The 14,514-nt window shown below is 33.2% G+C and carries 8 protein-coding genes; 2 read left to right on the top strand and 6 right to left on the bottom strand.

Going from position 1 to position 14,514, the window contains the following annotated elements:
• Positions 1-771: 771 nt before the first annotated feature.
• The 6 genes from ABJM36_RS01175 to ABJM36_RS01150 form a co-directional block, all read right to left on the bottom strand.
• Positions 772-2,271 (bottom strand): DUF4998 domain-containing protein, encoded by a 1,500-nt coding sequence (locus ABJM36_RS01175; protein WP_348448315.1) that lies wholly within the window; start codon positions 2,269-2,271, stop codon positions 772-774.
• Positions 2,272-2,330: 59 nt separating this feature from the next.
• The gene (locus ABJM36_RS01170; protein ID WP_348448313.1) at positions 2,331-3,683 is read right to left on the bottom strand and encodes a DUF4959 domain-containing protein; all 1,353 of its coding nucleotides are present in this window, start codon (positions 3,681-3,683) and stop codon (positions 2,331-2,333) included.
• Between the two features lie 25 nt (positions 3,684-3,708).
• Complete coding sequence (locus ABJM36_RS01165) at positions 3,709-5,652, bottom strand: RagB/SusD family nutrient uptake outer membrane protein (protein ID WP_348448311.1); 1,944 nt, start codon at positions 5,650-5,652, stop codon at positions 3,709-3,711.
• A gap of 36 nt (positions 5,653-5,688) precedes the next feature.
• Positions 5,689-9,033, bottom strand: a complete 3,345-nt coding sequence (locus ABJM36_RS01160) for a SusC/RagA family TonB-linked outer membrane protein (RefSeq protein WP_348448309.1) — start codon at positions 9,031-9,033, stop codon at positions 5,689-5,691.
• 175 nt (positions 9,034-9,208) lie between these two features.
• Positions 9,209-10,399, bottom strand: coding sequence for a FecR domain-containing protein (locus ABJM36_RS01155; RefSeq protein ID WP_348448307.1), 1,191 nt, complete (start codon positions 10,397-10,399; stop codon positions 9,209-9,211).
• Positions 10,400-10,669: 270 nt separating this feature from the next.
• Positions 10,670-11,257 carry a sigma-70 family RNA polymerase sigma factor gene (locus tag ABJM36_RS01150; protein WP_348448305.1) on the bottom strand — a complete coding sequence of 196 codons (588 nt, stop codon included), beginning with the start codon at positions 11,255-11,257 and terminating at the stop codon, positions 10,670-10,672.
• Positions 11,258-11,912: 655 nt separating this feature from the next.
• Between ABJM36_RS01150 and thrS the strand changes: the two genes are divergently transcribed.
• Entirely contained in the window at positions 11,913-13,847 is a 1,935-nt protein-coding gene (thrS, locus tag ABJM36_RS01145; RefSeq protein ID WP_348448303.1) for a threonine--tRNA ligase, read from the top strand.
• A 42-nt stretch (positions 13,848-13,889) separates the two neighbouring features.
• A complete protein-coding gene (gene infC, locus ABJM36_RS01140) occupies positions 13,890-14,435 on the top strand; it encodes a translation initiation factor IF-3 (protein ID WP_348448318.1) in 546 nt (181 codons plus the stop codon).
• The last annotated feature ends 79 nt before the right edge of the window (positions 14,436-14,514 follow it).

Raw genomic sequence — 14,514 nt, 5'->3', positions numbered from 1 at the left:
AACGTCCCTTTTAAAACGAATTGCGTTTTTAACGGGGTGCAAACTTACCACCCTTTTTTAAGTTGACAATGACTTTTTGAATGTTTTTTTTGCTTTTTTTTAAACACAGTTTTAAGTAACTTAGTTCCTGTTATTTACATTCAAATATTTTTAGATTTATTTTAAATCTATATCCATTTTTAGCTTGTTTAGAGCTGTTTTATACCTTTTGAAGCTATTTAACCCCTTAACAGTCCTTAAGACAAACATAGTCTGGCAAAAAATACTAAACCATAATAGGACACCCCTTTATAAATAAACCACCACTTCCAACACCCCAATAACAAGCACTTACCAATTATTAAATATACTACCTTATTATATATAAGACTAACCGCCTTTAATTATAGCTTAAGATAAAAAAACACCCGTTTAAAGTAAAAGCGTGTATTTCTCCTACACTACTTATACATAATGTATAAACTTACTCCTTATATATAGACTAAAATTAACTCTTATATTACTTGATGTAAATACAGATCCCCTTTATTGGAATTAGTTTAACCTTATGAATACGTATTGACCCGCGTTAGGGATAGTAGTGGATAGCCCACAGCCCGACGCAGGAGGTGCGAGGACTTGGAACGGATAGCCAGACCCGCAGGGGAACGCCATAATACAAATATCCTTATTTATTCAAGACCAACTTATACTTTAGATTTGCTCCTAAATAATTAAGGCCTGGTAAGTTAATTTACTAGGCCCTAACATAAATCTACTATTGAATTGTAATTAATATAATTTATTAAAAACTATGTAATCAAAATTATAGCTTGGACTTCTTAATAACAATTTTAATTTATGAATTCCCGCTTCCAATTGAATGTTTGAGCTTGCTGGATTTCCTTTATAAGTCCCCCAGTTGCCTGTACCATCTACCTCAATTAGTGTTAATTCTAAGTCATCTATAAATACAGCCAATTGTCCAACGGAAGTGCCTGAACCTTTACTTGAGCTAAAAAAGCCTTCCAAGCTATAGGTACCTGTTTCAAGAACATTTACCGTGTAAACTAACCATTCTCCATCAGCTGTATGAGACACATTACTTCTACCCGTTAAACTACCTTCAATATCCACATTTTCGTCTCTCCAGCCTCTTCCACTATTACCTGCAGAAGTATCGTTATAAGCATAACCTTGACCGCCAATATTAAAAAATTCAGCCTCAACAGTTCCTGGTATTTCTATTAGACCATCGTAGGTCCCTGTAATGTTTACTATTTTACTTGTACTTTCTACTATAACATCGTAAAGCCCATCATTTATATCCAATTTGATATTATCATTTCCATCATCAGTGACACTCATAAATTCCGGTACCGTTGCAAAATAAGAAAAACCATATTGTTTTTCTGAACTTAAATCTGGATCTTGAAAAGCTCTAATAACATCATTAGCTTTTAGTGTAATGTTCTCCCCTAGATAACTTCCAGGCTCTAGAGCAGAAAGTGTTATAAAAGATGAATTATCCCACCCAATAGATTCCGCTAATAAAAATATAGGATCTAACGAATAATCGGTTGGTACAAATGTAATTTCTCCGGATAACGGTGTTGTATCTAAAATAATTTTATTGTCTACCCTAGGACTAAAAAGCATTTTATAGGCTACTGTATAGGTTTTATCGATATCTAAGTTAGGAACTTCAATAACTAACTTACCTCCTGCAACGTCGTTACTGATATTAGCCGGATCTATAAAAACGGAGTTTCCATCACTATCGATTAATGTAAACTCAAGTCCATCCTTGTATTTCATAACATCGTTATCTAAGGCCGTCCAACTAAACGTTAAACTATTTACATTAACACCGTCTGAAGGTAATATCTGTGGATTAGAAATAAACATATTTTTACTTATCCAATCTTTTGAAACGGGATACAAATCGGCATATAATTTTATAGACTGATTATCATCCTTATCCACACTAAAGATTTGAAAGTTATAGGTGTCTCCAGAATTAAGTCCGGACACCACTATTGTATCAATTATAGTTTCTGAAATTATACTATCTGTTTCACCAAATTTAATAACCATTCTTTCGGCTTTAGCATCGGTAGGCGCATCCCACGCCAAATACACTTTTTCGACACCTATATATGTTCGTAAGCTATCTGCTTTCCCTGGATACACTGTTTCAGTGAGGTATTGTTTATAGTTTTCATCTTGCTCTTCGCAAGAGAAGCAAAGCACCAAGAGCATTACTATTATAAATAAATTATTAATTTTCATAATCTTGTATTTTTAATTTTGTTATGTATAACATCATATTTTGTTTTAAGCCCAAGTTTCTAATTAGGATTTCCATAAATAGAAATCTCGGATGCATTACAAACACTTGTACCGCCATCAAAACGCTTAAGACCTCTATACTCTAAGTATCTAAATGTTTTTGTGAATTTTGGTGCTTCGGGGTATGCAATAAAATGATGCCCATCGATAGCTTCTTGTTTAGCTTCAACTTCATCAAATGGTTTCACTATATTTGCTCTACGTACACGTTCCCAATTCTCTTTATCATTACTAATCCACAATTCAAAAATCTCAACATTTTCGGATGTATAAGCATATCCGGATTGGTCGCTACCTGTTTTAGCAAAATCCCAATCACGTTGCCACACTCTAAATCGACTCATCTGCACTTCTTGACCTAAATCTATATAATATGAAAACGGAATTGTGCCTTTCGATCCAGTACTAAAGAAGTTTTTATTCCTTAAAACACCATCGTCTATAATACCATCCCAAAAAAGCTGAATAAAACCATCTAAACTACGTTCTTCTGCGTTCCAATTTGCTTCGGTACCATCTATTCCCTTATAACCTCCTTCTTTTTCTGCACGAGAAAGGGTTCTAGTCATGGTTACTTCTTGACCTGTTTCATCAAGATCTATCCATGTTTCAGTCATTGAATCGGGCAGAAGTTCATCTTTTAAAAAAGTGAATTTTGACTTATCTAATAACACATCACTAAATGGTGTAATGTCATTATATTCTTTTGGAGCCGTTACATTTTCAAAATCGTCCACAATATCAACCGTAAAATCATACGATTTAATATCCAAATCATCAATTAATATATTATCGTTCAAATCATTACTTGCATACTTAGTAACTATTGAATGCCCATCTACTTGATAAGTAATTCCAATAACTATATTTTTTCTTTGAGGATTCTCCCATGATACAAAAACACTTGAAAACGAAGGTATAACTTGTAAACCATCCAAAACAATATCTGTAGTTGGTTCTAGAGGTGTTATTTCTTGAATTACTGGTGCCGACTCATTACCTGTTCTATCTACAGAAACCAATTTAACATTGTATGGTTTTACAGATCCTAAACCGTCTATACTCAATGAATCTGCATAAAAACTTGATGCTTTATAGATTGTTTTTTCACTATCTAGGGTGTAAATAGCTTTAACGAACAATATATCCTCATCTTCAGGAACTTTATAAAAAAATGTTCCTCCACCATTATCAGGTTTAAAGGTTACATTTTCTACTTGTACAGGGGGCGTAACATCTCCATTACCTGCACTATCACTATTACATGCAGTAAACATAAGTACTAGACTTACACAAACGAGTGTAAAAAAACGAATCGTATTTAATTTATAATTTAATATGTTTTTTTTCATCTTTATATTTTATTAGTTAACTAATTTATCTATCCCAACCTGGATTTTGGATTAACTTAGGGTTTAATCTCAATTCATTTAATTCCAATGGAAAGAAATAATCTCGAGGTGTTATCCATTGGCGTGTTTGCTTAGTTTGCAACGTATAAAATTCTGTTGTTAAACTTTTAAATACATCCCAACCAAGAATTGGAAGTGTAAAAAACTCAGAAGCTCTTTTCCAACGTCGTATATCATCATAACGATGCCCTTCAAAACTTAGTTCAATAAGTCTTTCTTGTTGAATAATATCCCTCAATCCTGATTTATCTAGGTGCTTTCCTACTGTACTTACAATTTCGGCATTACTATAAACCACCTCCACATCTGGTAGTCCCGCGCGTCTTCTAATTACATTTAAATCACTGTATACTTGTTGAGACGGCCCGCTATATTCGTTACGCGCCTCTGCACGCATTAGATAAAGTTCTGCCATTCTCATAATAGGTTTAGCGTAGTGTATTACTGTTGTCCAACTATCGGATGTTGTTTCCGGATGAACAAACTTTTTAACACCAACACCAGACCAATAAAAATCTGTTGCATGAGCTCTTCCTCCAGGAAATTCTGCATTTCGCATTTTCAAATTATTACGTTCATCTTGAGCTCTCCACACCCCTCTATCTGTAGCTAACCATGCATAAAAACGAGGTTCTCTATCTAAATGTAAACTAACGGTTCGCTCTAGAGGTTGTAAAAACCCTTTATAATAATCTTCTTCTTCTGGAATTACCGTAATTGCTAATCTATTGTCGTAATCAAATGTTAAATCTTCTTCTAAAGGAACACCATTTTTAGTATAGAACATTTCTGTCATGCGGTAACTTGCACCCAACCATTGCCATGCATTTCTAGTGTTTGCAGGGTCTAATGGACTACGCATATTTGTAGCAACTTGAAAACCACTACCCGACCTGTCGTTTATATTTGAAAGCCCCCAAATTAACTCACTATTCCACTCTTCTACGATAGAGAATTTATTATTATACACAGGTTTGATGATTCCAGATTCGTCCCAATCGGCCACATCAAAATCTTTAACTTGGTCCTCGAAGATATACAATTTTTTACCTTGAGATAATGCTTGCGCAATAGCCTCTTCTGTTGCATCTAACGCAAGTTTCCATTTTTCAGGATCAGCTTCTAAATTAAAATACGGGTTACCATTTTCATCAAGAAAAGACCCATAAAATTCTGTATTCCCATTATATAATGGACTAGCTGCATACATGAGTACCTTAGCTTTAACACTCATAGCAATAGTTTTGTCTATTTGGCCAAGAAATGAAATAGATCTAACCTCCGAAATATCAGCTATAGCTTCGTCTAAAAGGTTAATAATATAATCAAAACATACATCAACAGACTGTCTATACTGTCTTACTACATCTATTCCATCTGAAGCAAGAATATTTTCGTCAGCAATTATAATTGGCCCATACTTATTTAATAAATAAAAATGATAATATGCCTTAAGAAATTTTACTTGGGCAGCCCAATCTGCCTTATCATTATCAGTCATGTCCGGAACGCTACCAATATTTTCTAAAAAGGTATTACATACACGAATTCCATCATAAAGCCCTGTTCCTCCATTACGACCACTCCAATAATTCATTAGTGGATCATTAGCGGTTTGCCATCCAGCTCTCATTATTTTCGATCCTCTTAGTCGACCTGAATTACCTGCATAATCTGCATCCAACCTTCCAATAAACTCATCTCCCGCCAAAAGCATATTACTATTTACATCGTCATTATAAGGAATAAATGAATAACAAGCTGCTAGCGCATTATAAGCTTTTATTTCAGTTTCAAATAAATGTTCTACTTCTACAGTATTATCTGGTACTACATCCAAATAATCTGAACAAGAGCCACATAACAAAAGGACTGTTAAAACCTTTATATATTTTATAAATTTTATCATATTCTTATTTTTTACTTAATTTAATATCATGCTGCATTATAATGAAACTTGTAATCCCAAATTAATTACACGTTGAACTGGGTAACCTAAACCATTACCTCCCATTTCTATATCCCATAAATCAAAATCAGTAATAGTGAATAAATTAGAGGCATTTATATAAAATCTAAACTTTTCTAAATTTAATTTAGTTAAGACGTCGTCAGGTAAAGAATACCCCAACTCTACACTTTTAAGTCTTAAAAAATCACCATCTCTTAACCACCAAGTAGATTGTTGCGCATTATTATCGACTACAGTTGTAGATAGTCTTGGCCAAAAAGCTTCTGGGTTTGGATTATTTAAACTCCAATAATCATTCGCCACAATGTCTAATGCATTACGTCTATTAACAAATGGAGCCACTGCTTCTGAATCAATGAAGAAAGATGACATTGCAGAGCCTTGAAAGAAGAATGAAAAATCAACTTGTTTAAACCCAGTGGATATACCAAAACCATAAATTAACTCTGGACTTGTTGGGTCTCCAATAGCAACTTGATCATTATCATTTACCAGACCATCTCCATTAATATCTTTATATTTAATATCTCCTGGCTGGTAAACCCCAAATTCCTGTTTTGGAGAATTATCAATTTCTGCTTGATCTACAAATAGACGCTCCGCAACTAAGCCCCAACTTTGGGATAACGACTGTCCTTTACGATCCTGATAATCATAAATAAATTGTTTTTCATCCTCAACTACTTCACTAGTTGCATACGTAAAGGTAGAGCGTCCGCTTATCCAAAAGTCTGGAGAAAAAGAATGGTTAAAATCTAATGACCCATCAATACCTTTTGATGTTGCCTTTCCAATATTACCATAAATATTAGCACTCAAACCAACAGAATTAGGAATAAAATCTCGAGACAAATAAATATCCGATCTATTTTCTTTAAAGAAATCTACCTGAAAATTAATGGCCTTAGCTATTTTCATTTCAAATCCTAAATTAATTTTTTCTGCAACCTCCCAGGTTATTAAATTATTAGCATATCGCTCAACATTATACCCATTATAACTTGTTTGATAATTACCTCCCCAAGTATATCCATTTCCATTGTTATTAATTTGAGATAGGAAGAAAAAACGATCTGACTCGGATGCAATAGCATCATTACCAACTAATCCATAAGTGAATTTAAGCTTCATGGTATTAATAACATCCTCTAGACCTTTCCAATACTTTTCGTTAGACATTACATAACCGAATCCAATTGCTGGAAAAAACCCGTAGCGTTCTTTTTCCGAAAATTTTTCGGATCCATTATAACCAAAATTTGCTTCGAATAAATATCTAGAATCGTAGCCATAGGTAAGCCTACCTGATACACCATTGTTTCGAGATGGTAAAGTGGCATATATACCAGAGCCTGTACCTTGATTCATTTTTTCTTCAGCACGTCCCACAAGTAAACCACTAACAGCATGCTTTTCGTTAAAGGTTTTATTGTATAATAAACGTGCCTCAAAATAATTACGTGAATTTGAATTACGTGACGTTGATGGGTCACCTAAGGCATCCGAACCATTATCATTAATTTGAACTAAGGTATACGTATCTGAGACTTGATCGTAATCTTTCCAGTTGTAATAGAAAGGGCTATACGATCTTTGAGATGAGAACTCACCAAAAGATTGGATTGTAGCATTTGCCGAAAAGGTTAAATTTTTATTTATTTCAGATTTTAATGTTATTTGCGACAATACCGTTGCTGAAAAATAATCTTTAAACCCTTTTACACTTTCTGCGTAAGGATTCACAAAAAGATCATCTTGATTTCCTGAATTACCAAACAAAATATGGGTTGTAAATGCATTAGCATCATCTGGCGCATAAAACTTTGGGAACTCAACCGGATTTATATCCATCACACTATTAAAAACAGCTGTTCCACTAATGGTTGGTGTATTAGATCTATTAAAATCCGAACTAATTTTTAACCCTACCGTAGTTTTTTCACTTAACTTAATATTCAAATTTGAACGCAGGTTGTAATTGTTTATTTGAATATTAGAATTAAAATTATTCTTTTCATCAACTTTTAACAGCCCGTTATCTTTAGTAAAGGACCCTGCTAAGTAATAAGTTGCCACTTTACCCCCACCGGTTACATTTAGATTGTACCTTGTATTTAGTGCTTGAGATTTAAATAACTCATCATACCAATCTACATCAGGATACGCATATGGATTAAGTTTGTTTATTGTATTTTCTATACGTTGAACACTATAAAACTTAGGTAATAAAGGGTCATCGTTAAACTGTGCTTGGTTGTACAATTGCATATACTCCACACCACCAATAACTTCAGGGATTTGGGTTGGTTGAGAGAAAGAGGACTCATATCTAAAAGAAATCTTAGCTTTCCCTTCTTTACCTTCTTTTGTTGTAATTAATATCACGCCATTAGCACCTCTTGCCCCGTAAAGTGATGTTGCCGTAGCATCTTTCATTACGGAAAAACTTGCAATATCATCTGGTTGAACTCTTGAAAGCTCGTTGGCGGAAATTTCAAACCCATCCAAAAGAATTAATGGACTACTAGCGTATCCAAATGTAGATATACCACGAACAAAAAACTGTGCATTATCTGCTCCAGGTTCTCCACTTCGTTGGTAAGATATTAAACCAGAAACACGTCCTGCTAAAGCTGTGGTTAAATTACTTGAAGGTATTTTGAGCTCACTAGGCTTTACAGTTGTAATTGATGCTACAACGCTTTCTTTCTTTTGTTCACCAAAGGCAACTACAACGACTTCATCTAAAGCAGCCGCGTCTTCTATTAATGTTAAATTAATGGTATCGCTATCCCCAACCGTAATACGTTGCGTTTGCATACCAACATATCTAAACTCGATGACTTCACCTTTATTAGCGTTAATACTGTAAAGTCCATCAAAATCGGATTGCGTACCTCGCTTTGTGCCCACCACTAAAATATTTACACCAGGTACAGGCATGCCACTTTCATCTACAATGGTTCCTGATATTTTTTTAGTTTGCACCACTGTAGTATTAGGCGTAATTTTTGTTTCAGCATCTTTTTTATAAATTACAACTTGCCTATGGTTAATAGAATAATTAAACTGGTTTACATCTAAAATTTTATCAAGTACTTCTTCAATATTTTTATTTTTTACCTCAAAATTCCGAACTCTTTTATTTAAAAGCCCCCAAACTTCATCATCATAAATAATAACAAATTCGCTTTGGTTTTCAATTTCTGAAATTACTTTTTTTAAGGAAACATCTTTAAATTGAATATTAAATGTTTTAGTCTGTGAATAAGAATCTGTAAAAGCATAACAGATATTAATTACGAGAAAAATAGTCAAGCACTTGACTGATTTTTTTATACTATCTCTAATTTTGTGCTTAAAATTAGACGTCAATATTTTTTTCATCATAAATCTCTTTTGTTTAGTTGGTTTAGGTTGTTTGATTTTTTGCATCTGCTAACTATTAACAAATACAAGATGAGCAGTTTGTAATACTCATGTTTGGTTGTTTTTACTCTATACTGTATTCATTATCATTACGTTTTTTAATTGTTAATTTAGAAGCTAATACTAGATTATTTAGTGTGGTTTCTAGTTCGTCGTTAAGGTCTAATTTACCCGTTACCTTATTTTCTTTAAAAGCGTCATTTTCAATTACAATAGACACGTTATAGTACCTATTTAAAATGCGAACTATCTTTTTTAAGGGATCTCTATTAAATGAAAGGTAACCCTGTGTCCATGCTGTGTAGAAATCTGGATCTACATCATAAAGTTGAATTTCTTTATGCTGTTTATCCCAATGCGCTAATTGTCCTGGGACTAATAGTGTTTCAGATGTATAAAATACATTTTCCTTCTTTAAAATTTTTACAGAACCTTCTTTTAAAACCGTTTGAATAAATTTTTCTGAAGCATAGGCCGCAACATTAAATTTGGTTCCTAATACATTTATTTGGTAATCATCATTTATAGTTTTTACCACAAACGGCTGTTCTTTATTAGTGGCAACTTCAAAATAAGCTTCCCCTTCTAAAAATACGGTTCTATTATCCTTTCCTGAAAAACTAGATGGAAAAACAAATTTACTTCCAGCGTTTAAGTGCACAATAGTATTATCTTCTAAAACCACCTTACTTCGTTTTCCATAAGGCACTAATAATTGATTAAATTCCTCTTTGGGATTTTCTGTTTTAGCAGTTTCTTTATTGTTTACAATAATATTACCATCGTTTTTATATTGCACATGAGATGATTTAGACGCTTCATCTACATCTATAAGTAAGGCGTCTTTATTTCCTAAAATAAGTTGAGTACTACAAATGGAATCTAGATTTCCAATCTTTGTATTTCCGAAATTTGAAAACTGATGTCTTGTGCTAAAAAACCAAAAGCTAGCTACCCCAAATGCGACCACTAAAATGGCTGCGTATTTGTAAAATTGGGAAAACAAACCTTGTTTATTCCTTTGTTTTTCGTTTTCCTTAATTTTAAGTTTTATAGCTTCAAAAACCTCCTCTTTAACATCGGGAATCGAAATCTCGTTTTCGTCTGCTATGGCTAACAAGATTGCTTTCAGATCTTCTATTATATATTTATCATCAGGATGTTTTAACAATAAATCTTCAACACTCTTGGTATTTTCCTTGTTTGGGTGATATACCCAATTAATAAAATCAGGATTATTTAAATATTTTTTCATTTCTATAGAACTAACTAATCTATAGATACACGAGAAGTATTTATGTGGACATTTTTTTATGACTATTTTTAATAAATCTATAAAAAATTGCAAAAAAAATTAACCAGTTAGTAATTAAACCCCTAAAAAACAACAGACCTACTAATAACTTGTTTTTATAAAATTATTATACCAAACTACATAAGAAAGCGTATAAAACAACAATATTTAAATGTTTAATAACGCATGAGGAAGTACATAAAACTGCGCTTTTTCAATTTAGAAGGCCTACTATTTTTCAAAAAAAGATGGAATTAACATTAACATAACGTCGATAGGTTTTGAGAAATCTTTACTATTTCGAATTTTTTTTATGGCTCTATAAACTTGTTTTCTTACCGAACTTTTATCTATCCCAAGCAAGTCTCCTATTTCTTGGTAATCAAAACCGCGTGCAAATCTTAAAAACAGTATTTCTTGTTGCCTTTTTGATAAATTACGGATTAAAACAGATAGTATTTCTTTTTTTCGATCTATAGATTCCTCATTGAAAGTTTCGTTTTCAACGATATATTTAAATTTATCTATTTTTAAATCTTTATATTTATTTTCGCGTTCTAACTTTCTGTAAGCCACATTTCGAACAGATTGATATAAATAGTTTCTTAAATTATTTGGTTTGGTTAGAAACGCTTTACGCTCGTATAAGCTTACAAACATATCTTGCACACAATCTTTTGCAAAATCTTGATTTGGAAAAATTTTAAAACTATAACTGTAAAGCTCATCAAAATAGGTCGTATAAAATTGTTGAAAAGCTTCGGCTTTTCCAGCAACAAACTCCTCCCATAAATTATTATTTAATTCCTTGTTCTTCAAACCTTCTACAGCGTTTCTCCTTCTTAAACTCTATTAATTTTCATATGTTACACACTCAGACATAAGCCCAAAAGGAAGAAAAATCAAATCTTTTTTTATAATTGTAGTCATGATTATTGAGAGTATAAGGACCATGTATAAAGCAGAAAATTAAAAGTTAAGAAAGCTAGCAAAACAATAATTTACTACACATTTCAAATATAGCTAAATTTGATTCAGTAGATTGTTTTTCTAACAGAGTTTATTATTTTTTCTTACTATTTACAATCACTAAACCCTACCATTTAAATAATAGATTTTACATAAAACCAAAGAACATATTATATAAATTGTTTGGGACGTATTTAACATCAATACGGTTAACAACCTATATTAAAACTAGAATATGGCAATAAATAACAGGGTAACAAAAGTTATTGTATGGCACAAAATAATTAAGAAGTATTTGAAATACCAACACGAACCTTGGCAGTTAGACCCGCGTTAGGGATAGTAATGGATAGCCCACAGCCCGACTTAGGAGGTGCGAGGACTTGAAATGGATAGCCCGCCCCTTGGGGAACGCCCTAAAAAAATTTATACCTATATATATATAGTGTTGGTTTGTTTATACTTTTGAACTCATTATCTTTGCACCCGAATTTCAATTTAATTTATGATACATATTACTTTACCTGATGGTAGTGTGAAAACGTTTGACGAGGGCGTTACACCAATGGATGTTGCAAAAAGCATTAGTGAGGGATTTGCTAGAAATGTAATTTCGGCAAGTTTTAATGGTACAACAGTAGAAACAGTTACGCCATTAACAACGGATGGATCTTTGGTTTTATATACCTGGAGAGATGATGCTGGAAAAACTGCTTTTTGGCATAGTAGTGCCCATGTTTTGGCTCAAGCTATTGAAGAATTGTATGATGGTGCTAAACTAACCATTGGCCCCGCTATTGAAAATGGATTTTATTATGATGTAGATTTTGGAGAACACACAGTATCTGAAAAAGATTTTAAGGCTATTGAAACTAAAATGTTGGAGATTGCTCGTGGGAAACATGATTTTAGTTTAAGAGCAGTTTCTAAGGCTGATGCTTTATCTTTATATAAAGACAATACTTTTAAAACTGAATTGATTGAGAATTTAGAGGATGGCACGATTACATTTTGTGATCACTCTACATTTACTGATTTATGTCGTGGTGGCCACATCCCTAATACAGGTATTATAAAAGCGGTTAAGATATTAAGTGTTGCTGGTGCCTATTGGCGTGGTGATGAGAACAAACCTCAATTAACTCGTGTTTATGGAATTTCTTTTCCTAAACAAAAGGAGTTAACTGAGTATCTAGCCATGTTAGAAGAGGCAAAAAAGCGCGACCATAGAAAACTAGGTAAAGAATTGGAGCTTTTTACCTTCTCGAAAAAAGTAGGCCAAGGTTTACCTTTATGGTTACCTAAAGGTGCCGCTTTACGTGAGCGCTTAGAGAATTTCTTGAAGGCTGCACAGAAAAAAGCAGGATATGAAATGGTGGTTACACCACATATTGGCCAAAAGGAACTTTATGAAACTTCTGGACACTATGCAAAATATGGTGAGGATAGTTTCCAACCGATTACAACACCTAAGGATGGTGAGGAGTTTCTATTAAAACCTATGAACTGCCCACACCATTGTGAGGTTTACAATAATTTCCAGTGGAGTTATAAAGATTTACCTGTACGTTATGCTGAGTTTGGAACGGTTTATAGATATGAGCAAAGTGGCGAACTTCATGGTCTAACACGTGTTAGAGGGTTTACTCAAGATGATGCTCATATTTTTTGTACACCAGAACAATTAGATGAAGAGTTTAAAAGTGTCATAGATTTAGTACTTTATGTATTTGGATCTTTAGGATTTGAAAATTTTACGGCGCAAGTATCTGTAAGGGATATTAAGAATCCTGACAAATATATAGGTGATGTTGCAAATTGGGAAAAGGCTGAACAGGGAATTATTAATGCCGCTAGAGATAAAGGTTTAGATTTTGTTATTGAAGAAGGCGAAGCTGCCTTTTACGGTCCGAAATTAGATTTTATGGTTAAAGATGCTTTAGGCAGACGTTGGCAACTTGGTACTATTCAAGTAGATTACAACTTACCTGAACGTTTTAACTTAAGCTATAAAGGTAGTGATAACGAGTCGCACAGACCTATTATGATACACCGTGCACCATTTGGAAGTTTGGAACGTTTTGTTGCATTATTGTTAGAACATACGGGCGGTAATTTCCCGCTTTGGCTAATGCCAAATCAAGCAATAATATTATCAATTAGCGAGAAATATGAAAAATACTCTGAAAAAGTTTTAAATTTGCTAGAAAATGACGAAATTCGCGCCCTTGTAGATCATAGAAATGAGACTATAGGTAAGAAGATTAGAGAAGCCGAAATGCAAAAACACCCGTATATGATTATCATTGGGGAACAAGAAGAGCAAGAAGGCAAAATAACTGTAAGACAGCACGGTGGAGAAGATTTAGGCATGATTAGTGTAGAAGCCTTCTCTGAAATAATAAAAGCAGATATTAAAAAAACGTTGAAAACGTTTTAATACATAAAAAAAATAATAAGTTTAATTTAAAACCTTAAAGCCATAGCAATTAGAAGAAGACAGCAACCTAGAAGGGTTTCGCAAGAAGATAAGCATAAAATCAACTCGAAGATTACTGCTCAAAAAGTACGTCTAGTTGGAGACAACGTAGAAATTGGAATTTATACCAAAGGAGACGCTATGCGAGTAGCCAATGCACAAGAGTTAGATTTAGTGGAGATTTCTCCAAATGCTGACCCACCTGTTTGTAAAGTTATGGACTATAAAAAGTTTCTTTACGAACAGAAGAAACGTGATAAAGCTTTAAAGTCTAAGGCGACTAAAGTTATTATTAAAGAAATTCGTTTTGGTCCTAATACAGATGACCATGATTACGAATTTAAAAAGAAACATGCTGAAAAGTTCTTAAAAGAAGGTGCAAAGCTAAAAGCGTTTGTATTCTTTAAAGGACGTTCCATCATATTTAAAGAAAAAGGGCAAATTTTATTATTGAAATTAGCTCAAGATCTTGAGGAATTTGGCAAGGTTGAACAAATGCCTCGATTAGAAGGTAAACGTATGACCATGTTTATTGCTCCAAGAAAGTAATAAAATTTAATTCTGAATACCATTTAGACTAAGGTTGAAATCGTATTTTAGAATAAAAAATAAGATGCTGAAACACCAA

Origin of the sequence: Algibacter sp., from assembly GCF_039977455.1 — a bacterium.
GTDB lineage: Bacteria > Bacteroidota > Bacteroidia > Flavobacteriales > Flavobacteriaceae > Algibacter_B.
Note: the sequence above shows the minus strand (reverse complement) of the source record. Positions and strands in the feature narration are given on the sequence as shown.